Here is a 21,898-nt window from a genome sequence, read left to right as displayed (position 1 = left end):
CGCACCTGATTAACCTAACCATCAACTTGCATATGTCTTATAAATATCAAGCATGATCTTCATTGATAACTAGGGGGTCCCTAAAACTAAAAGCAATTATGAAAAAAACGGAACCTTTTACACCCTAAAAACATAGATTGCATAAGAAGTAGCTGATAATGATTATCTGTTTCAAACAAAGGAGGACCTACAAAATGTGCGGTATCGTTGGCATGGTAAATTGGGAGCATGATCTGACTCTTCAAAAAGAAGTTCTAATCGGTATGACAAATACATTAATTCCCCGAGGGCCTGATGCAGAAGGATATTGGCTTTCCCCACGTGTTGCTTTCGGACATAGACGACTAATAGTGGTTGATCCCCAAGGCGGTCGTCAACCCATGATTCGTCAGCGTGGTGAATATACGTTTACCCTCATCTATAATGGCGAACTCTATAACACACAAGATATCCGCCAAGAACTTATAAGCCGTGGTTATTCTTTCGAGGGACATTCTGATACTGAAGCAGTACTTCTATCCTACTTAGAGTGGGGACCCTCATGCGTAGAGCGCTTAAATGGAATTTTTGCTTTTGGAATTTGGGACAGTAAAGAGGAACAGTTGTTTATTGCACGTGACCGTTTAGGGGTTAAACCGCTCTTTTATCGTGAGCAGACCGGTTCCCTCGTTTTCGCTTCCGAAATAAAAGCTTTATTGAGGCATCCTGACATTTCCCCCATCATCGGAAAAGAAGGTTTATCCGAAATTTTCCTCGTCGGCCCGGCCCGCAGTCCCGGAGTAGGTGTTTTCGAGGGCATTTCCGAATTAAAACCAGGTCATGTTCTGTTATACTCTAAAAACGGACTGCACATTCGCAGATATTGGGCCTTACCTAATAACGTTCATGAAGACGACTTAAAGACAACCACCGCAAAGATTCGTGACCTTTTTCTGGATACGGTAAAACGTCAGTTGGTTTCAGATGTCCCCATTGGCACTCTGCTCTCCGGGGGATTAGATTCAAGTGCAATCACGGCAATCGCCGCGGAGTCCCAAGCGCAAAACAATAAAGGGCCTCTGCCGACCTTCTCTGTAGACTATGCTGAGAATGATAAGTATTTTCTTCCTAATGCTTTCCAACCCGGCGCGGATGGACCTTGGATTGAACGAATGTCTCAGACCTTCGGCACCCAACACACAAACTGTTCCTTTCATATCCCTGAACTTGTCCAGGCACTCAAAGATGCTGCACTAGCCCGCGATTTTCCGGGAATGGCGGATGTAGATGCTTCATTATTACTCTTTTCCCGAGAGATCAAAAAGAAGATCACCGTAGGGTTATCCGGAGAATGTGCCGATGAAGTGTTTGGAGGATATCCGTGGTTTCATCGTCAAGAGTCACTGGATGCTCAAACCTTTCCCTGGGCCCTTCATGTGGAAAATCGTTTACAAGTTCTATCACCGGACCTTATTGAACGTCTGCACCCCGATGACTATTTAAAAACACGTTATGAAGAAGCTCTTGCCGAAATTCCCCAACTGCCAGGTTCTTCTTCTGCCCATCAAGACAGTCGAACTGTCAAGAAGAATCTTCAACGCGAAGCCCGTATCCGAGAGATCACTTATTTAACGATAACCCGTTTCATGCCTACACTCCTCGATCGCAAAGATCGCATGACCATGGCTGCTGGGTTAGAGGTGCGCGTTCCCTTCTGCGATCATCGTCTTGTTGAATATGCCTGGAACATCCCATGGGAGATGAAAGCACTGGAAGGCAGAGAAAAAGGACTCCTCCGACATGCTCTTACCGGGGTCCTACCCGAAGATGTGCTTTGGCGTCGTAAAAGCCCTTACCCCAAAACACATCACCCCAGTTACCTATTAGCTGTTCGTACCTGGTTGCAAGAAATCATCGAAGACAGCACCTCCCCGATTCTTCCCTTTTTAAATCTCCCTGCTCTTAAGGATTTAATGAAGCTCTCTGATACTATTCCTTCGGGTCGTCCTTGGTTTGGGCAATTAATGGACATTCCACAGCTCTTTGCTTATCTGATTCAAACCAATTTCTGGTTGCGGGAAAACAAAATCCGTTTTTCTTGAGAAGTTATACAAATTATTTTAAAATCTATAGGCCTGGAAAAGATTGTTTTGCAGGCCTTTCTAGATTTAAGTCTGTAAACTAGTCTAATTGCTACAAACTCTCACACACTAAAATAAGCAACAGGTAGGCTGGATTAATGTTCTTTCGCCTCTTTGTTACTTTCAATTTCCTGAGGCTTTTTTAGAATCTTAATTTTGGTAATTCTAAACCCAATAACCTCAACAACTTCAAACTGAATACTCTCAAAGTAAATGATATCCCCTTTGACAGGCTTTCGTCCTAACCTCGAAAAGATATATCCCCCAATTGTAGAGACGGTTTCTTCCTCTAATTGAATATCCAGCATTTCTGAGACTTCTTCCATCAAGACACGTCCATTCAGAAGATATTCATTATCAGTTATTTTCTGAATGGGCGGTTGTTCTAACTCAAATTCATCATAGATTTCTCCGACTAATTCTTCCAGCATGTCTTCAAGGGTCACCAATCCAGCAGATCCACCGAATTCATCCACCACAACAGCCATATGACTTCGTTGACTTCTCATTCTTTGGACAAGATGCGAAATTGGCATCCCCTCTGGAACGGCAAGAATATCCCGCTTAACTTGAGTAATATCTTTGGTTCCCGACTGTTCTTGCAACCGAATAATATCCCGCATATGAACCAATCCCAGAACATGGTCCTTATCATCATCACACAGCACATAACGGGTATGTCCATATTTATTGATCGTCCCGATAATCTCCTCAAACGTGTCTTGGATGAAGATGCACACCATATCTTGACGTGGTACCATCACTTCACTAGCGTTACGATCTGAAAATTCAAAGACGTTATCTAACAGTTTACCTTCTAATTTATCTAAATAGCCGTGTTTTTGACTGGCATCGACTAACATTCGCAATTCTTCTTCGCTATGTGATAAGTCAGCCTCATTGGCTGGTTCAATTTTTAAAATGAGCAACACAAGGTTAGCTAAGCCATTAAGTGATCGAATAACCGGATAACAGACCCAGTAAAAGCCTTTTAAAAACCCAGCTGTAGCAAGGGCTGTACTTTCCGCTTTCTGAATTGCTAAAGATTTAGGGACAAGCTCACCCAAGACAATGTGTAATAACGAGATGATCGAAAAAGCTATTGCTATTGAAATGGTATGAGTGTAGATGGAGTTCCAACCAGCTACTCCAGCAAACAAAGGTTCGATTAAGGCCGCAATCGCCGGTTCACCTATCCAACCTAACCCCAAGGAGGAGAGCGTAATCCCCAGCTGACAAGCAGAAAGGTAAGTATCAAGTTCAGAAGCTACTTGTAGGGCAGTTTGTGCACGCGGAGAACCATTCTCCGCAAGTTCTGCCAAACGCGTCTTACGTACTTTGACTAAGGAAAATTCAGCAGCCACAAATAGTCCATTCAGCCCAACCAACAAGAATGCCATTAAGATCATTATGATACTCCAAAGCAGTCCGTCTATGATATTTTGTCCTCCTTTAATTTTCAAACACAACATGGTTTTCTTTCAGCTATTTTACTTATATTAGCTGACTATTATACATACTTAACGCAATAGCGGGGCCTAATATCGGTATATTAAATAGCTTCATGGATATTTGTTACTTCGTTATTTTTAGTTTCTTTTATCGTTCTTTTAACCATAACCTTGGTAATTCTAAACCCTAAGACTTCCATTACTTCAAAATGGAAACCATCAAAATATACGACATCCCCTTTGGCAGGCTTTCGACCTAGCCTAGAAAAAACATATCCACCGATGGTTGAAACAGTTTCTTCCTCTAACTGAATGTCCAGCATTTCGGAAACCTCTTCCATCAGGACCCGCCCATTAAGCACATATTCGTTCTCGGCCAGTTTTTGGATAGGCGGTTGTTCTAACTCGAACTCATCATAGATTTCTCCCACTAATTCTTCCAACATATCCTCGAGAGTTACCAGTCCAGCTGATCCGCCGAATTCATCCACCACAACAGCCATGTGAGTTCGTTGACTTCGCATTCTTTGGACAAGATGAGAAATGGGCATACCCTCAGGAACAGCCAAGATATCTCGCTTAATTTGAGCAATATCCTTCGAACCTGCCTGTTCCTGCAGTCGAATGATGTCTCGCATATGGACTAAACCGAGTACGTGATCTTTATCATCATCACACAGCAGATAACGCGTATGTCCATGCTCCTTAACTACTTCGAGAATCTCCTCAAACGTGTCCTGAATAAAAATGCACACCATATCTTGGCGAGGAATCATAACCTCACTAGCGATCCGATCAGAAAACTCAAACACATTATCTAAAAGCTTACCTTCTAACTTATCTAAATATCCATGCTTTTGACTAGCATCGACTAGCATTCGTAATTCTTCTTCACTATGTGATAAATCAGCTTCGTTGGCTGGTTCTATTCCCCAAATACGCAACACAAGGTTAGCTAAGGCATTAAGGGATCTAATAACTGGATAACAGACCCAGTAAAAGTTTTTCAAAAAGCCAGCTGTAGCAAGGGCTGTACTTTCTGCCTTTTGAATTGCCAATGATTTCGGGACAAGCTCACCTAATACAATGTGTAATAGTGAAATGATTGAAAAGGCTATTGCTATCGAGATGCTATGAGTATAGATTGTATTCCAACCAGCAATTCCTTCAAACAACGGTTCGATTAAAGCCGCAATCGCCGGTTCACCAATCCAACCTAAACCTAATGAAGAGAGCGTAATTCCAAGCTGACAGGCTGAGAGATAAGCATCAAGTTGCGAGGTAACCTCAAGTGCGCTTTGTGCCCTACGCGAACCATTCTCGGCGAGTTCCGCCAAACGCGTCTTACGTACTTTAACCATGGCAAATTCTGCAGCTACAAAAATGCCATTTAACCCAACCAACAAAAATGCAATTAAAACCATTATGCTACTCCAGAGCAGACCGTCTATGATTTTTCTCCTCCTTTTAATATCTGAAAACCTGATTCATTATCTTATCTATATATTGTTATTTGTACTTATGCTAAGAAATAATTATACATCACTTTTATCAGTTATATCAAAGGTTTTTTATTCCCCTCTTAAAATCTTTAAAACAGTTTCATCCTCTTCCGTTCCAATAATATGTTTCAACATATACTCGTAGCCGGAAATTGAAGTAACCTCTTCGCGCGAAATCATAATATCCGGTTTCTCGTCTTTCTCGTCTGAATGAGGGTCATCTGTTTGAATGAACAAATCTTCTAAGGTAAACGGACCCGATTGTTCCGCCTCATTCTCTACTTCTTTCTCCAGCTCTTCTGCATGAGTTTCCTCATTTTGATAACCATCATCACTGATCTCCAGTACATCTTCTGCCGCTTTATGAATCGGATTCCTAAAAAGAACTTCCCTGTTAGTCTCTATTAATACCTGTTTCAAAGTCTCTTTAATAAAGGAAGTTCTCTTTTCCGGCTCAATTTGTTGTAAAGCTAACCAAAGATCCGCTTCAGATTCATCAAAATACAGCGGAATAAATAAGGGCTGAGAAGACATCATGCTGAGTGGTCCGATTGCTTAGTAATATTGTTGACCAAAGTGGCAGCCATGATCCGAAATCCCGTGGCATTCCCAAACTGAGGGTCTTCAATCAGCATTTTATTCTCCATTTGAATATATTCATAAACCATTTCCCCAACTTTTCCTGCAACAATAACCGTATGCAATTTACCGAGCATTGGTTTTAAAGCCTTTTTCACTTCGCGTGTGATGTCAGTTCCTAACTGTGTGAGCATACTCTTCATAATCGGATTTAGGTTAATTGTCCCATTATTCCAAGGATACAGCCCGCCATTAACCCTGAAAATTTTATCCAGTTCTTTATCATCCGTTTCAATCGGATTAGCATGATCACTTGTCAAGTCTTTCAACTTTTCAGCTACTCCAATGTAAGCCCATTTCAACCCTTTTTCGATACTGAATGAGTTGGGAGGGTCGAGCATGACGCCATCGTAAAAGGTAGCAATATCTGTTGTCCTAAAGCCAGGATCTATGACCACCACATACCCGCTAAATAACTTAGCGCTTGTGGGAATTCCATATTCGTTAAGGGTTTCCTTGATAAAAACACCATAACTTTGCGGAAGTACACGAGACCGCAGTATATTTAGCTGACGGGTCGTTCCCTTCATAGGGCCGGAACGAAACTCAACGGAAAAAGATCCCTTTAACTCGGCCTCATACTTGTCCTTTAAGCTGGCATAATATTTAACCGGAACTCCGGTACCCAAATATACATTCGCTTTGGGGCTCTTTTGTGCAAGAGCTAAAGCGACTACCAGTAATGCGGTAGCTTCTTCATCCGAGGATTTATCTTCATCCCAACAATAGTGCGCTTCGTTTGGATTTAGACTCTCAGCTAAACTCCCCATAAAATAATGCTTTGCCACATCTGTGGAATTATTTTTAACGATAACGTCCAGTGATGCTATTTGTGTTTGTAAGTCTGACCCTTTACTAATTAGGGTATTTCCTAAGGTAGAAAAAATCCGTTCATTTCCTTTACAAATCACAGCAGGAAATAATACCTTCGTTTCTCCTGTGTCCAGTTTTATCGCACCGAATCCAGGATCCGCTCCGGCTACCAGTATATCGCTCTCAAACACACTTGTTCCTCCTATTCATATTCCTCTATGCAATTGCTAATAATATCAACTTACTAATACCTACCATTATATACGAAGGAAACACGCTTGTAAAAATGTCTACCCATAATTCTCGCAAATTCTCATAAATTTTCCTTGAGATTAAAAAAAAGTTGTGCTATTCTAAAAGAAAAAATATTTCCATTTTAGGTGCCCCTTTGGGGAGAATAGGGAAGTTCGGTACAAAACCGACGCGGACCCACCACTGTACTCGATGAGCTTCGTCAACCACTGGTTTAGCTGGGAAGGTAACGAGTTAAGCAATGATTCGATAGCCAGGAGACCTGCCTAAGATGTTACGTCTTTCCATAGTGTGGAAAGCGGCGGTGATGACGGTAAAGTCCCGACCACAGATTTTTTTGTGGTCGGGACTTTTCTATTTTACAAAATACGATATTATTAGAGGAGGAAATTACATGAAAAACTTAACGGAAGATCAACTCTATGCTCGATTACAAGAACTCACTTCAACCATCTTAGATCTCGACGAAGAAGCTATGGCCCAAATTCAAGTGCGCTTAGATTCACTTACAAAGCCTCAGGGAAGCCTGGGCCAATTAGAACATTTAGCCAAACAACTTGGCGGCATCCAGCGAACCTCCAACCCTAAAATTCAGAAGAAAGCCGTCCTCCTAATGGCAGGGGATCATGGCGTTGTCGAAGAAGGGGTAAGTGCCTTTCCCCAGGAAGTAACTCCTCAAATGGCCTACAATATTATGAATGGCGGTGCCGCTATCAATGTCCTTGCTCGCCAAGCGAGGGCAGAGGTTTTTTTAACGGATGTTGGTATTGCCTTCCCCATAGATGGAAACATTATTCATCAGCGAGTGGCCAACGGAACTCAGAACATGTCTAAAGGTCCTGCAATGTCCCGACATGAAGCTCTCCAGGCTCTTCTCGTTGGAGCGGAAGTCGCCGAGAAAAAGATACGTGAAGGATATAACCTCTTTGCCACAGGTGAGCTGGGAATTGGTAATACCACTCCAAGTTCAGCCATCGTCGCCCTCTTCACAAATTCCTCCATTGAAGATGTCGTCGGACGTGGAACCGGAATTGATGACGCGGGAGTCATCCGAAAACGCCGAGCTATTGAAAAAGCTATTGAGGTCAATCAGCCGAATACAACGGACGCCCTCGATGTACTGGCAAAAGTTGGGGGCTTGGAAATCGCAGCCATTGCCGGTTCAATCCTTCAGGCAGCTGCCAACCAAGTTCCGATAGTGGTAGACGGGTTCATTTCGACTGCCGGCGCACTTATTGCCGCCAAACTTGCCCCGAAAAGCATTGCCTATATGATTCCCTCTCATGGCTCCGTCGAAATAGGCCATCGCAATGCTTTAGCAGGCCTGGGTCTGGATCCTGTACTTAACTTAAATATGAGACTGGGAGAAGGAACAGGTGCTACCTTAACTTTTTACTTAGTTGAAGCCGCTCTTCATATTCTTGAGGAAATGGCCACTTTCGCTGATGCCGGAGTCAGTGAAAAATCAATCTAAGTGATCAATGAATATAGGAATACCAAGCCTTATTCAGGTCCTATTCTTGTCTTAATCACAAAACATGGGAGTCGATGAATGCTATGTCTCAATTTACACTAATTACAGGTGGTGCTCGAAGCGGCAAAAGCTCCTTTGCAGAACTTCTTGCCGCTCAGGCCAAGCGTCCGGTTATTTACATTGCAACCGCTCAGATTTGGGACGAAGAAATGGCCCTCCGCGTCAAAAAGCACCAACTACAACGTCCACCCCATTGGCGACTAATCGAAGAACCTAGGAATATCCGTGAAACTTTGCTTCAACTTAAAGATGAAGATGGGGTCATTCTCCTTGATTGTGTCACCCTTTGGCTTACTAATCTGCTCTTGGCAGGACAATCACAACCCGCGACCCCTTCCTGCCCTGGCGGGGAAGAATTCTCGATAGACCCGGAAGACGGCCATAATGCCTTCAATAACTTGCTTGAACCTCAGATCTTGGATGTGGTGAAGAACGTTGCCCATCTAGCTCAAGAAATCAAACCGCGAGTCATCTTTGTCTCCAACGAAGTCGGCCAAGGAATTGTACCTGAAAATCCTTTAGCCCGAGCTTACCGAGATTTAGCCGGACGAAGCAACCAAATTCTAGCTTCAAGTGCTGATGAAGTATATGTAGTCGTGGCAGGTATCCCCATGGAGATTAAACACTCCGGCAAAAAGTTGCTTGCTTCCCTGCTCAAGGAGTGATTAATTTGCGTGGATTTCTAATTGCACTTACCTTTTTGACTCGACTCCCTTTACCTGCACCTAAAGTTGAAATTACCTCTGAAGAATTTTCACGTAGTTATCGTTATTATCCCTTGGTCGGACTTGTCATTGGGCTAATTCTCTGGCTTCTGGCGAAAGGGTTAACTCTTTTCCTCCCCCCCTTGGTTCTGGGTGCGCTCTTGTTGGTTGCGGAGTTAATGCTTACAGGAGGGCTCCATCTCGATGGGTTCATGGATAGTATGGATGGTTTATTGTCCGCCCGTAGTCCTGAACGCATTCTGGAGATCATGAAGGACAGCAGGATTGGGGCTCATGCCTGTATGGCTCTCTTTGGCTTACTGCTCCTGAAATTCTCCTTGCTCGCCAGCCTGACCCCCTCTCAGTTTCCCATCCTCCTGGTTATGCCCATGCTCTCACGTTGGGTATTTCAGATTGGGATGGTCGGGTTTCCTTATGCCCGCCCCCAAGGACTGGGAAAAGGCATCCATGAGACAACCCACTGGCTTCAGTTTCTTTTCAGTGGGGGGTTAGTTCTAGGAGCCTCCTTTTATCTAGCCTCATTTGCCGGCCTTATCGCTTTTGGAGTCTGTGTCCTTGCTGTAACCCTTTGGGCTGCCAGGATTTCCTCCCTATTAGGTGGATTAACCGGTGACCTTTACGGAGCAATAATTGAGCTTTCTGAAGTTGTCTGTTTATTGGCCGCTTTTCCCTTTCTCAGATAGTGGACGTTCTTTTATCCACGTTCGAGGGGGCCGTAACGAAACTTGAGATTTTTTTAAACTGGTGGTGCGTTATCCCAAAATAGAGGACTGTACACCTTTGAAGTGGTGAACAGTCCTCTAATATATAAGGCGATTACAAATAGAGCGGGGATGTAATAAACTGGTAAACAAGTTTCGTTACATCCCCTTCCTTGTTATTCCTTCAAACGGAATATATTCAAAATCAATGCCTATACTACATCCATTTTCAACGCTTGAAGTACTGAAACTACAATAGAATTAAGCTTATTTTCCGCTGTATCAGTTCTGGAGGTAAATATCAGTGGCACGTTGGCACCAGACACTACCCCCGCTGCTGTATATCCAGAAAAATATCTCAGTGATTTATCTAATATATTGCCTGCTGCCAAATCGGGCATGACTAATACATCCGCACGTCCGGCAACTTCGCTTTTTATCCCTTTATGCTGTACTGCTTCAAGAGAAACAGCATTGTCAAAACCTAACGGTCCGTCCACAAAACAGCCTTTAATCTGCCCGCGCATATTGGCAATTGTCAACATAGCTGCATCAACAGTGGACTGTATATTCGGATTAACTTGTTCAAGCGGCGCCACAATTGCAACTTTCGGTTTTTCAATTTCCAACTGATGACACAACTTTACGGCATTTTGAACAATCTGTACTTTCATACTGTAATCAGGAGCTACATTAATGGCACAGTCAGTGATCAACATCAGTCGATTTTCTTGTCTATAATGGAAGATAGTTGATTGACTAATGATTGCCTTATCACTAATCATCCCCATATTTTTATTTAGAACCGCTTTCATAAAGGTAGCTGTCTGCAATAAACCTTTCATTGGCATATCTGCTTTTTTATCGGCAACAAGGTGAGTGACTATCCGGGCAGCCTTGGCATCATCCTTTTCTTCAATGATTTCCCAAGCAGTTGCGTCTTCCCCAAGTTCGGCTAAAAAATTTCGTATCCTTTCTCCATCCCCAACCAGGATGGACTCAAGAATTCCTTCACGCTTGGCAGCAACAACAGAGGACAGTGCATCTAAGTCATGAGCTGCCGCTACCGCAGCTTTTTTGGAAATATTGTTAGCTTTAAGCCATTTTAAAATCTCACTAAAATCAGTAAACCCCATCTTTCCTCCTCCTATACTGATACAGTTTTAAGTGGCTCATTACCTTTAAGAACTTCCAGTGCCCCAAGAGCTAAGGCATCCATTTCATTCTCACCGGGGTAAAAGATAACTGGTGCTACAAACCCAATTCTCTCTTTCATCCTCGCCGTAATTTTTTTCGAATTGGCAATCCCCCCAGTAATAATAACGGCATCGACATTACCTTCCAGTACAGCCCCCATGGCCGCTATTTCCTTGCAGGTCTGATAGATCATTCCTTCCAAGCACAGAGCGAAATAACTGTCTTCAGCCGCTTTCTCTTCAACCGTCCGCACATCATTCTCCCTAAGGTAAGCGGTTAAACCACCTTCTCCATTGAGCATTTTTTTAATTTCTTTATGGCTGTATTCTCCCGAAAAACACAAATTGACCAAAGAGCCTACCGGCAGACCGCCTGTCCGATTAGTAGAAAATGGACCATCACCATCAATGCCATTTGTGGCATCAATCATTTTACCCTTGCGATGTGCTGCAACTGTAATGCCACCGCCCATATGAGCAACAATGAGATTTAAATCCTCATATTTTTTACCGGTATCATGGGCAAAACGCTTGCCTGTCGCCCGATGGTTCAAGGCATGAAACCGACTCTCACGCGGTAGCTCCGGATGTCCGGACAAACGTGCTTCTTCAATAAATTCATCCGTTACAGGCGGATCAACTACCACCGGAAGAACATTAGTTCCTTCCGCCATCTTGTAAGCAATTTTGCTGCCGACATCGCAAGCATGTCTCCCATACAAACCTGAGGCCTGTTGTTCCAACATGTTTTCGTCGATTTTATATACTCCCCCTTCCAGAGGCTTGGTGTGCCCGCCACGAGCAGCAACTACATTGAGCTCAGTAAAATTCAAACCATTGTCCTTGAGAAATTTTTCAATTGCAGCGCGGCGGTAACCATCTTGTTCCAATACATCACCAAACACCGACAGTTCTTGTACCGAATGGTCAAGCGACGTTTTCAATTTGCATTCTTCGTTGACATAGTAGGCCAGTTTACTTGAGGTCGATCCGAAATTGATAGTCAGTATTTTATATTGTTTCATATTAAACCAACCCCTTAATACTTTTTAAGTATTAGAATCAAGTAATCGAGGGCATTCCTGATTCTGTGGCGATATCTGGATACCATTTAGCCAAACCTCTTAAACACTCTTGGCAGCCTACAAATCCAACAGCTACCGATTCTACCTAATAAACCTTAAGATTTTCGCAATTCTTAGCAGACTATTTGCTTCTTCTGAAATGACTTCACCATCCTTTCCTAAAACTCTCGTAATGCATTCATGACTGCCAGGGAACAATGTTGATTTTCTTAAATCAACTGTGTGAAATTCACGTGTGAAAAAAAGTCCATTTCTGGCAGTATACATTCATTATCATCTGTGGCATTCTCTCTTAGGCAATACTTAAGTAAAAACGTAAAGGCGGCAACCATCTGAAAGATATTCGACGCTTTAATCCTAAATCCTTTAAATTTTCTAAATATTTAAACAAATAAAGAACCGTTAAAATTCAACCCTTCCCTTTCTAATACGGTTGAGCCATGTCCATTTTTCCATGTGCTTTTCTTATTATTTTTTAAGCAATTACCTTTCTTCATTAAATAGTAAATAACTTCAGCCTACATTGGTGATATTAACAAGAAGACTATTGGAAAGGAAAGGGATGGGGTAGTGCTTCATTATCTAATTAAAAAATCAAAGTTTCTAATGTTACTAAGCCAAAATGCCCTTGAACGTAATAAACAAGAACCTTCACAAGATGATCAAAATACCCCCGCTAACCTTTCTCAAAGCCTTAAAACGAACCTGGACCTTATCAAAGGCGTTATAGGAAACAATTATGATGTTGTAATACGAGAATTCTCTTTTGACAGGCAACGGCAAGTCAGTGCGTCCTTAATATATCTAAGTGGAATGACAGATCCGACGATTATTAATGAGAGTATCCTAAAGCCTTTAATGTTTGAATCACGTCTTTCAAGTGATTCAGCACCAAAACTTGACGATATCGAGATGATTAGAACAACTATGCTTTCGGTGGGAGAAGTCAGTAAATCTGCTAATATCGATGAAATAGTCGATAGCTGCCTATCAGGTTCGACTATTCTGTTGGTCAATAATTGTCACGAGGCTTTAATGATCATGACCGCGGACTGGAAGTCCCGCAGTGTCGATGAACCTAAAACCGAATCTGTTGTCCGGGGACCGCGCGAAGGCTTTACAGAAAACTTACTGACAAATACTACCTTATTAAGGCGTAAAATTAAGAATTCGGATTTGACAATAGAATCCATAAAAATCGGTCAGCGTACTAAAACAAGTGTTAATATTGCCTATATAAAAGGCCTCGCTAATCCCTTGCTCATTGAGGAAATTAAACGAAGGTTAAATGATATCAAAACCGACTCAATTTTGGAGTCCGGTTACATAGAACAATTTATTGAAGATGCCCCTTTTTCCATATTTTCTACCGTGGCAAATACAGAAAAGCCCGATTCAGCAGCTGCCAAAATCCTGGAGGGGCGCGCAGCCATTCTAACAGATGGCAGTCCATTTACCCTCACAATTCCAATGCTTCTGATTGAAAGCTTTCAGTGCTCTGATGATTATTATTCCAGGCCTTATTTTGTAAGCTTTATACGAATGATTAGATATTTAGCTTACGCAATTAGTATCTTGGCCCCTGCAACTTATGTAGCCTTAACAACTTTTCATCAAGAATTGATTCCTACCGCACTGTTGTTTAGTATGGCGGCAGCGCAGGAAGGAGTACCTTTCCCAGCATTGGTAGAAGCCATGGGTATGGGCGTCGTTTTTGAGATCTTAAGAGAGGCTGGTGTAAGATTACCAAGGCCTGTTGGCCAAGCAGTAAGCATTGTAGGGGCTTTGGTTATTGGACAATCCGCTGTGACCGCAGGACTAATTGGAGCACCTATGGTAATTGTAGTTGCCCTGACTGCCGTAGCAAGTTTTGTGGTTCCAGCCCAAACGGATTCCGGAGGAATATTGCGTATATTCTTTGTTGTCTTAGCTGGTTTTTTAGGAGGCTTCGGAATTATGATTGGTCTTATAGGTCTCTTGATTCATTTAGCTTCCTTAAGATCCTTTGGTACTCCTTATTTGTCCCCTCTCGCTCCCCTTAGTGTGAGTGATTTAAAAGATTCCTTTATAAGAGCACCACTATGGGCAATGATAACCCGTCCTAGAACGATCGGTTGGCATGATCTTAAACGTCAGGAATTCCGTTTGAAACCCAGTCCTCCCTTAGAAGAAGATACTCAGTCAAAATAATTCTTTTAGATAGAGGTTATTTATGAAAGGGCTTATCAAGATTATCGTCACACCGCTAATAATTATAATTCTCACTCTAGGCACAACAGGTTGTTGGAATCGTCGTGAATTGCCTGTTTTAGGAATTGTCATGGGAGTGGGCATAGACAAAGCCATGGACAGTGATAAATTAGAAATTACAGCGCAAATAATAAAAACCTCCGAGCTCAAATCGAGCTCTCCTGAGGAAGGCGGCGCTGGAGGCGGCAGCAGCAGTAGTGCCGGTGCTTATTGGAATGTCAAGAACTCAGGAGAGAGCATGTTTTCAACAATTAGAGGCTTTACGCATAGAACAAGCCGTAAATTGTATTTTCCACATAATCAAATCATCATCTTTGGTCAATCTCTTGCCAAACAGGGAATTCAAGAATGCCTTGATTTCCTTCTTAGAGACCAGGAAACCCGTTTAGAGGTATTAATGTTGGTCGCAGAAGATAAGTCAAGTGATATCTTAAGTGTAAAGTCACACCTAGAAAAAATTCCTTCGGTGGGTATTTCAGAATTAATGGACTCACAAGCTGCAAACTCACAGACAATTGTTATTCGTCTAAATCAGTTTGTTACTCGCTTAATGAGTCCGACGACTGCGTCGATTGCTCCAATCATTAGTGTTCAAGGAAAAGCAGATAATACGGAATTGGCTGTTTCGGGCACAGCAGTTTTTAAACGAGATAAATTAATTGGTCAAATGAACAAAGAGGAGACTCGAGGCCTGTTATGGGTCATTAATGAAATAAAGAGTGGCATTATTGATATTGAATCTCCAGACCAAGAAGGTAGAGTTAGTTTAGAAATCATAAATGCCAAAAGTAAAATCACCTCAGAAATAATCGATCACAAGCCCTACATAAAAATCGATGTTAAAGAAGAGGGGAATATTGGCGATCAATCCTGTACAGCAAGTTTAGTATCCCCTGACGCGGTTGCAGCATTAGAAGAGAAAAAAAATGAGGCTATAAAAGATGAAATAGAATCTGCACTAAGCAAGGCCAAAAAACTTAATGCAGATGTCTTCGGCTTTGGAGATATTCTACATAAGAAACACCCCAAAGAGTGGCAGGAGATAAAAGACGACTGGGATAAAATTTTTCCCAATCTTGAAGTAGAAATCCTTGTTGAGGCTAAATTACGCAGATCCGGTAACTTGGGATCACCTGCCGCACCACCAGAAAAGGAGTAAGAACTTTAGATGAGACTTGAAAGAGGAGAAATATCTAGTTCCCAATTGATGTTTTTGATAAGCTGTTTTATACAGGGCGGGCTCTACCCATCATCGCTTGCCTATTCAATTTCCAAACATGATACCTGGCTAGCTTTGATAGCAGCCTTTATCATTGGAGTATTTATAGTACTGATTTACATTGCACTTGCAAACAAATTTCCGGGCAAAAACATCATTGAAATCAATGATCTTATTTACGGACCCTACTTTGGTAAGTTGGTTTCCTTGCAATATATCTATTTCTTTATAATTTCATTATCCGGATATTTTTGGTTTATCGGTGATTTTGTGCTGACGTTTATTATGCCTGAAACTCCGATCATCGTAATTATGACCATGTTTGCTTTCATCTGCGCTTGGGCGGTACGCAAAGGGATCGAGGTTATCGCCAGATTGTGTGTAATTTTCGTCTTTCTTCCGGGGATAATTATCCTCTTAACCTTTGCCCTCTTGCTGAAAAACATGGAGTTTACTAATTTCTTACCCGTTTTTGAAGTTCCGCTAGAGGATTTTATTCAAAGCACTAATATAATAATGCATATTTCGGTATGCGAAGTACTAGCCTTTTTAATGGTGATTCCTTATATGAACAAGCCCAAACAAGCAAGAAGGTCCGTTCTATTAGGAATTATTGGTGGCGGATTGATACTGCTAACTGGTACGATACGCAACATAGCTGCACTGGGACCCCTTAGTGAAATAGTAACATCCCCTTCTTTACTAGCAGTAAGCTTAATCAATATTGGAAAAATTATTTCTCGGTTAGAAGTTTTAGTCTCAATGGCCCAAATACTTTTACTGTTTATTATTACCAGTGTTTTTTATTATGCTGCTGTTTTGAGCGTAGCTCAAATCACAAAGTTGCAATCATACCTGCCGGTAGTTATCCCTATTGGCATCATAGGTATATTTTTATCTCTCATATCCTATGATTCCAGAATGCAATTTAGCTATTCAACGATGTATATTACTCCCCTCTTAAGTATGCATATTTATATAGCCATACCTTTGATATCCTTAATTGTAGCTAAGCTGCGAAAATTACCCCAAAGAAACGAAAGGAACTAATCCAGATGATATTTTTGTTAGTATGTGTTTTCATAGGAGTTATCCTCTTTGAGGTCCCAAGTCTGATTAGGAAGAAACATTGGCGAGAATTAATAGTATTTTTGATTCTCTTATCAATCGCCTTTGTAATGGCTTTCTCGGAAACTATCGGCGTGAAGATCCCTAGTCCTGCCAAAGGAATGGATCATCTTATGGAGGACATCTTGCATTTAAATTATCATTAATCATCCGACTGCAAGCACAAAAATCTTTTCGGATATTCATAAATCCGCAACTGATTCCAAGTATCTTAATATCGTTCATAGAATACTAAAAATAGGGATAGAATTAAAAAGCATTAAGGAAATATATGCTTGTGCACAACGGTATAAATGTACAATGTAGCCTTTTTCGGTTAAACTATATATCATACATAATGTTTTAATTAAGTACGGAAAGGGTGACCATGCTGATAAATTTCGTCCTTACTTTCTCAATTTACGCTTTTGCAGGCTGGGTTATGGAAACCCTTTACCGCTCCATTACCCAACGCAGACTGGTGAACCCGGGATTTCTTGCCGGTCCTTTTCTTCCGATTTATGGATTTTTTTCAATAATGGTAATATGGACTTCCGGTCTCTTAGGTAACGTCAATTGGCTATGGCAATTTGCTTGGTTTGTCTTTTTGAGTACCTTGCTAGAGTATTTCGCCGGTTGGTATTTCGAACGTTTCTTTCATCTGCAACTTTGGGACTATCACTCTGTTTCCTTTAATCTCCACGGACGGATAGCGCTTCCCTTCAGCTTGCTCTGGGGCGTCTTAGGTCTTTTATTTTATCAAATCATCAACCCTGCGGTTCAAGTCCAAATGCAGTTAATACCCTCTCCCCTCCGTGCTGTTTTTGCTGTCATCCTGACAGCCTATGTCATCTGGGATCTTATTCACTCTACTCTATTGCTTCGTCGCTTGGAACACTTTGTGTCTGTATTCCAAGAACGATATGAGCGTTTGGAACTTCCAACGTTCTATATAGCTTGTTCCCCATTTTACCGACTCCTGCATACCTATCCTAAAATGCGTCATACTGTCCATGAAAAAATGACTTTACTGTATGCCAAGCAAGAGGCCCTGGAGCACTTTTTGAAACAACAGCGTAAGAAATTCTATAATCCCGATGGGGAAAACGACTCTCACTCACTTGACTAGGAAGGTGAAATCATTGAATTTATCCGAGCATGTCGAGGACATTTTAAACCACGAAGAGTATCTGCAGTTGGCCTTATTTACCCATCATCGGCCCTTTACTACTCTTGAACACTCGCTCCGAGTTGCCCAGATAGCCTATAACTGGTCCATACGCCTTGAAAAGAAAGTTAATTTGGATACCTATGCAATTACTCGCGGTGCCCTCCTTCACGACTTTTTCCTGTATGATTGGCATAAGCTCAGGCCGGACGGGTCCCGTTGGCATGGCTTTCGTCATCCCCGCATTGCTTGTCAGAATGCAGAACGTTGTTTCGAACTCAGCGAAAAGGAAAGAGACATTATTTTAAGTCATATGTGGCCGCTCACTCTCCGCTTGCCACGCAGCAAGGAAGCCTTTCTAGTCATGTTTGCTGATAAGATGGCCTCAATTCAAGAATTCCGTTTTAAATTTAAGCGACATCTCCCTCCCTCTGAACGGTATACGTCTCTTCACCTTGTAAAACACGGTAAACTCGTGAAGCTAAAGACTTCGGTTGCTAAACCCCATAACATTAATCCCCAGTGACCTAATGTCTTGAGGACATCATAGAAGGTGAATAATCCATAATCTAACCGCCTGAGGATTACTACGAAGGACGAAGGATTTAGTGCCACAGAGGTGAAACTCGTCGGCTAAAGCTGAATCGTGACTTTCGTGACGCAGGTGGAGACTATCATCAGCGAAGTAGAATAAGAAACACCCACTTGAAGTGGGCGTCTTAGAATTAATAAAAGAACGGCATGCGTTGTTATAGCATGTCGTTTCTTAAGGAAGGTGACCCCTTGACCAAAAAACATTTTTCTTTCTTCACCTTAGTGGTCTCCCTAACTTTTGTAATTATTCTTTATCCCAAACTCCAAAACCCCGCTGATTTACAATTATTTGTCACCCAGTGGGAATGGCTCAGCATATTCGTAGACTTGTTAATTATTGCACTTCTGGCACTTTTTCCAGTTGTACCCTTTGCCTTAGTCGCCGGGGTAAACACCCTGGTCTTCGGATGGTTTAGTGGTTTTCTTCTTTCCCTTGGTGGGAGTTTATTAGGTGCCTCAGCAGGTTTCTTCCTTGCCCGTACCCTAGGCCAAGAATGGGCTCAGCCAAAGATAGGCAAGTTGGGGAAATGGGCTGCTCTGATCGAGGGAAACAGCTTTTCGATTATCCTTATCTCACGAATGATTCCGATTCTTCCCTCAGCAGCAGTCAACTACGCCGCTGGGTTATCCTTGATGACCTTTCCTACGTTTTTAACTGCCTCACTTATTGGTAAAATCCCAATGATTGTTTGGGAATCTTGGATAGGACATGATTTTTGGCAACTGACTGAAAACCCCAGTCGCTTCTTGCTTGCCTTATTGATAGGTGCTCTGCTCTTTGGATCGGTAGGCGTCTATGGTTATTATTCAATAAAGCGTTGCAAAGATCTTTCACAATAAACCTAGTACCGAGCAAACGCTTTAGCAATCATTTGATAACCTGCCGCACTGGGGTGTGCATGATCCTGTCCGATAAACAACGATTCTTTCCCTTTGATCTCACGATCTAAATTCACAACGATAAATTCATAATGTTTAGCCCACATGACAATCATAGCATTAGCATTGTCAATAATTCCTTGAACTTGTGCGTCGTAATAGGCGTAGGGTCCTGCTGGCAGGGGGTTATAAAGAGTGGCTACTTTTACCGTTGCTACCGGATTAAGAAGACGTATCTCTTGTCCGATTTGCATAAGAGTTTTGCTCATATTGCCTTGAATAATGGGTAACTGAGATACTTTTATTGGTTGATTGGGATTTCCAATCAGACGAAGCAAATCATTGGAACCTATAGTGAGTGTAATTAAGAAAGCCTGGGCTAGTGAATGTCGGAGCCTTTGATTAGTTTTTAACAGATTAAGCAAACCGCTGGTTGTTAAACCATTTATCCCAAAATTAAGCATACTTAAATCAGGGTTATGCCTTCTTAGGAAACTGGCATATACATTTGGAAAGGAAAAGGGACTTTCCACTCCATACCCTGCAGTAATTGAATCACCCAATGCCAAATACAGCTTCATTATCCTCACCGCTTTCAATACTCAATCGAATTATTATAAGGTATGTATACTTTTACTTCTCTGTCACGATCAGGAGAATAAACCGCCAAAATTTATGGGAAGATAATGAAAAGTATTGAATGGTGTGGATTTTATGAAAAAAATCTGGGAACTTATTAAAAAAGGAAATGCCTCCTCTTTATACGCAGTACTCGGCAACCTATTCCTGGTCATTTTTAAAGGAATAGCCGCTTTCTTAAGCGGCAGCGGTGCTATGTTCGCAGAAGCAATGCACACAGGTGCAGATGCAGTTAACCAATTTTTTGTTTTTATCGGCAGTATTCTTGCAGAACGAAAACCAACACTCCGTTTTCCGTCTGGCTTCGGACGCGTGATCAATGTTTTCTGCATGGGCGCTGTGATCGTCATCACTCTCATGGCCTATGAAACGATACTAGAAGGTATTCATTTGATCCAACATCCCGCATCCATCGGGAGCATATGGCTTATTATTTTAAGTTTGGGTGCCTCTATAGTCATTGACGGATACGTCTTACTTAAGGCTATGCACGAGATTGTGAAAGAAACTCAGACGAAAGGAAAGGGCCTTAGCCTCTCGGTAGCACTCAAAAATGTAAACCGCGCCTCTCCTGCAACTCGCCTCGTCTTTTACGAAGACCTCGTCGCCACATCCGGGGCAATTCTGGCCTTAGCAGCAATCCTAATAACCCGCTTTACTCAGATAAAGGTCTTTGATGGCATCGCTGCCATCATCATTGGACTTATGATGGGGGGAGTTGCCTTTCGAGTTGGATATGACAATATGGTCGGACTTATCGGCGTGTCTGCTCCCAAGGAAGTTGAAGACAACGTATCAAAAATTATCTTGTCTGTACCCGAAGTGACAGATATTAATAAAATGCGTATTCTTCAAGAGGGGCGATTCTATCATGTTGAAAGCTACATCGAACTGCTCCCAGGATTAACCTTGGCAGAGGCTGATGGTATTAAATCAAGAATTCGTGATCAACTGTTAGCGTTTAAGGATGTTACAGATGTCACCTTGGGGATCATTGAGGATACAGGAGTACAAGATTGGCCTAAAATCGTTTAGATATTTTGACTTGCGACTATTCGCCAGAATATAATAAATTATGAGAGATGCCTCGGTAAAAGAGGTATCTCTCATAATGTTTAAGCCTATTAATAATTATTTATGGGGCCGTAATGAAACTTGAGATTTTTGTATACTAATGGAGTCTCATTTCATCCTCGTAATTGTAAAACGAATCCCCTGTCCGATCATCATTCAATTTTGGTATTTCACCTTCCCTCTGAGTCTCTAATTGCTTGTCACTGCCTTTGGGTAAAACTGCGCGATCCGTAAGGAATATCATAGTTGCCGACGAAACAAAGCCATAGACTAGATTATCAATTAAAGTAGTCATATGCGTGCTTGTCCAGTAGGCTCTTGATCTAAATACATTGTATCTCAACCCAAAAGAGTAAAGAAGTTCCCAAGTAAAGGTTCCATATATCGCTCCTTTAAATAGGTGATTATCTTTACCTGTTTTCTTTAATACAGTAAATAAGGGTATACCAATAATTGAACCCGTTATAAGGTGTAATATTTGACCTAACATTCGATTTTCCTTGAAAAGCAACCTGGAAGGTCTCATTAAAATTGATCCGGCAAACTCTGCATAAGTTTTTTCGCTTATTCCTGTTTTCTTGAACATCAAATTGCTTAAATCCATGGCAATCGTCCCCATTAGCCCGCTGATAAACCCAATAGGTATTGAATCTCTCATTTTCTTCCCTGAACTTATAAATTCAGAAACCCTATCAAGGCTATGTAATAACTTCATATTTAAAATCTCCTTTCAATGATATAGCTTAGTTTTTCTTAATAAAGAAAAACTATTTGAAAGGAAACAGGCAAATATATACCAAAATTACCAAACAGAGGTATTATAATTTGACACGTTGGTCTCGTTAACCTTAAAAAGGTATTAAAAAACTTTTTCGTTACTTATCCTTTACTAAAAAAATGATGTATATCATAACCTGGAAGTCATGCCTGCTCTAATTGTTAAAATCCCG

The 21,898-nt window shown here is 41.7% G+C and carries 20 protein-coding genes and 1 riboswitch; of the genes, 12 read left to right on the top strand and 8 right to left on the bottom strand.

Going from position 1 to position 21,898, the window contains the following annotated elements; translation table 11 throughout:
* Window positions 1-194 precede the first annotated feature (194 nt).
* On the top strand, window positions 195-2,081 hold the full coding sequence (gene asnB / locus LJE72_RS05375; protein ID WP_229246597.1) for an asparagine synthase (glutamine-hydrolyzing): 1,887 nt from the start codon (window positions 195-197) through the stop codon (window positions 2,079-2,081).
* A gap of 134 nt (window positions 2,082-2,215) precedes the next feature.
* Here the strand turns inward: asnB and LJE72_RS05370 are convergent, their stop codons facing one another.
* The 4 genes from LJE72_RS05370 to LJE72_RS05355 form a co-directional block, all read right to left on the bottom strand.
* Window positions 2,216-3,529, bottom strand: coding sequence for a hemolysin family protein (locus LJE72_RS05370; protein WP_229246596.1), 1,314 nt, complete (start codon window positions 3,527-3,529; stop codon window positions 2,216-2,218).
* 143 nt (window positions 3,530-3,672) lie between these two features.
* A complete protein-coding gene (locus LJE72_RS05365) occupies window positions 3,673-4,995 on the bottom strand; it encodes a hemolysin family protein (protein WP_229246595.1) in 1,323 nt (440 codons plus the stop codon).
* A 147-nt stretch (window positions 4,996-5,142) separates the two neighbouring features.
* Window positions 5,143-5,610: a hypothetical protein gene (locus tag LJE72_RS05360; protein ID WP_229246594.1), complete on the bottom strand. Its 468-nt coding sequence runs from the start codon at window positions 5,608-5,610 to the stop codon at window positions 5,143-5,145.
* Entirely contained in the window at window positions 5,607-6,716 is a 1,110-nt protein-coding gene (locus LJE72_RS05355; RefSeq protein ID WP_229246593.1) for a ParM/StbA family protein, read from the bottom strand. Before LJE72_RS05355 ends, LJE72_RS05360 begins: the two co-directional genes overlap by 4 nt.
* A gap of 170 nt (window positions 6,717-6,886) precedes the next feature.
* Window positions 6,887-7,061: riboswitch (cobalamin riboswitch) on the top strand.
* A 110-nt stretch (window positions 7,062-7,171) separates the two neighbouring features.
* Between LJE72_RS05355 and cobT the strand changes: the two genes are divergently transcribed.
* The 3 genes from cobT (at window position 7,172) to cobS (ending at window position 9,719) form a co-directional block, all read left to right on the top strand.
* Window positions 7,172-8,251 (top strand): nicotinate-nucleotide--dimethylbenzimidazole phosphoribosyltransferase, encoded by a 1,080-nt coding sequence (gene cobT / locus LJE72_RS05350; protein WP_229246592.1) that lies wholly within the window; start codon window positions 7,172-7,174, stop codon window positions 8,249-8,251.
* 83 nt (window positions 8,252-8,334) lie between these two features.
* The gene (cobU, locus tag LJE72_RS05345; protein ID WP_229246591.1) at window positions 8,335-8,976 is read left to right on the top strand and encodes a bifunctional adenosylcobinamide kinase/adenosylcobinamide-phosphate guanylyltransferase; all 642 of its coding nucleotides are present in this window, start codon (window positions 8,335-8,337) and stop codon (window positions 8,974-8,976) included.
* A gap of 5 nt (window positions 8,977-8,981) precedes the next feature.
* Window positions 8,982-9,719: an adenosylcobinamide-GDP ribazoletransferase gene (cobS, locus tag LJE72_RS05340; RefSeq protein WP_229246590.1), complete on the top strand. Its 738-nt coding sequence runs from the start codon at window positions 8,982-8,984 to the stop codon at window positions 9,717-9,719.
* Window positions 9,720-9,949: 230 nt separating this feature from the next.
* On the opposite strand, the gene LJE72_RS05335 is transcribed toward cobS, so the two are convergent.
* On the bottom strand, window positions 9,950-10,873 hold the full coding sequence (locus LJE72_RS05335; RefSeq protein WP_229246589.1) for a bifunctional enoyl-CoA hydratase/phosphate acetyltransferase: 924 nt from the start codon (window positions 10,871-10,873) through the stop codon (window positions 9,950-9,952).
* 11 nt (window positions 10,874-10,884) lie between these two features.
* The gene (gene buk, locus LJE72_RS05330; RefSeq protein WP_229246588.1) at window positions 10,885-11,958 is read right to left on the bottom strand and encodes a butyrate kinase; all 1,074 of its coding nucleotides are present in this window, start codon (window positions 11,956-11,958) and stop codon (window positions 10,885-10,887) included.
* Between the two features lie 630 nt (window positions 11,959-12,588).
* Between buk and LJE72_RS05325 the strand changes: the two genes are divergently transcribed.
* From LJE72_RS05325 to LJE72_RS05295, 7 genes are all read left to right on the top strand, one after another.
* Entirely contained in the window at window positions 12,589-14,208 is a 1,620-nt protein-coding gene (locus LJE72_RS05325) for a spore germination protein (protein ID WP_229246587.1), read from the top strand.
* Between the two features lie 22 nt (window positions 14,209-14,230).
* Entirely contained in the window at window positions 14,231-15,427 is a 1,197-nt protein-coding gene (locus LJE72_RS05320) for a Ger(x)C family spore germination protein (RefSeq protein WP_229246586.1), read from the top strand.
* Window positions 15,428-15,436: 9 nt separating this feature from the next.
* Window positions 15,437-16,537 (top strand): GerAB/ArcD/ProY family transporter, encoded by a 1,101-nt coding sequence (locus LJE72_RS05315; RefSeq protein WP_229246585.1) that lies wholly within the window; start codon window positions 15,437-15,439, stop codon window positions 16,535-16,537.
* A gap of 5 nt (window positions 16,538-16,542) precedes the next feature.
* Window positions 16,543-16,761, top strand: a complete 219-nt coding sequence (locus LJE72_RS05310; protein WP_229246584.1) for a hypothetical protein — start codon at window positions 16,543-16,545, stop codon at window positions 16,759-16,761.
* Window positions 16,762-17,036: 275 nt separating this feature from the next.
* A complete protein-coding gene (locus LJE72_RS05305) occupies window positions 17,037-17,723 on the top strand; it encodes a putative ABC transporter permease (protein ID WP_229246583.1) in 687 nt (228 codons plus the stop codon).
* A 13-nt stretch (window positions 17,724-17,736) separates the two neighbouring features.
* Entirely contained in the window at window positions 17,737-18,288 is a 552-nt protein-coding gene (locus LJE72_RS05300; RefSeq protein WP_229246582.1) for an HD domain-containing protein, read from the top strand.
* A 257-nt stretch (window positions 18,289-18,545) separates the two neighbouring features.
* A complete protein-coding gene (locus LJE72_RS05295; RefSeq protein ID WP_229246581.1) occupies window positions 18,546-19,196 on the top strand; it encodes a TVP38/TMEM64 family protein in 651 nt (216 codons plus the stop codon).
* A 2-nt stretch (window positions 19,197-19,198) separates the two neighbouring features.
* On the opposite strand, the gene LJE72_RS05290 is transcribed toward LJE72_RS05295, so the two are convergent.
* On the bottom strand, window positions 19,199-19,816 hold the full coding sequence (locus LJE72_RS05290) for an SGNH/GDSL hydrolase family protein (RefSeq protein WP_229246580.1): 618 nt from the start codon (window positions 19,814-19,816) through the stop codon (window positions 19,199-19,201).
* 133 nt (window positions 19,817-19,949) lie between these two features.
* On the opposite strand from LJE72_RS05290, the gene LJE72_RS05285 reads away from it, so the two are divergent.
* Window positions 19,950-20,909, top strand: a complete 960-nt coding sequence (locus LJE72_RS05285) for a cation diffusion facilitator family transporter (protein ID WP_229246579.1) — start codon at window positions 19,950-19,952, stop codon at window positions 20,907-20,909.
* 136 nt (window positions 20,910-21,045) lie between these two features.
* Here LJE72_RS05285 and LJE72_RS05280 read toward each other — a convergent pair whose 3' ends face one another.
* Window positions 21,046-21,663 carry a DUF6789 family protein gene (locus LJE72_RS05280; protein ID WP_229246578.1) on the bottom strand — a complete coding sequence of 206 codons (618 nt, stop codon included), beginning with the start codon at window positions 21,661-21,663 and terminating at the stop codon, window positions 21,046-21,048.
* Window positions 21,664-21,898 lie beyond the last annotated feature (235 nt).

Origin of the sequence: Desulfosporosinus shakirovi, assembly GCF_020595055.1 — a bacterium.
GTDB lineage: Bacteria > Bacillota > Desulfitobacteriia > Desulfitobacteriales > Desulfitobacteriaceae > Desulfosporosinus > Desulfosporosinus shakirovi.
Note: the sequence above shows the minus strand (reverse complement) of the source record. Positions and strands in the feature narration are given on the sequence as shown.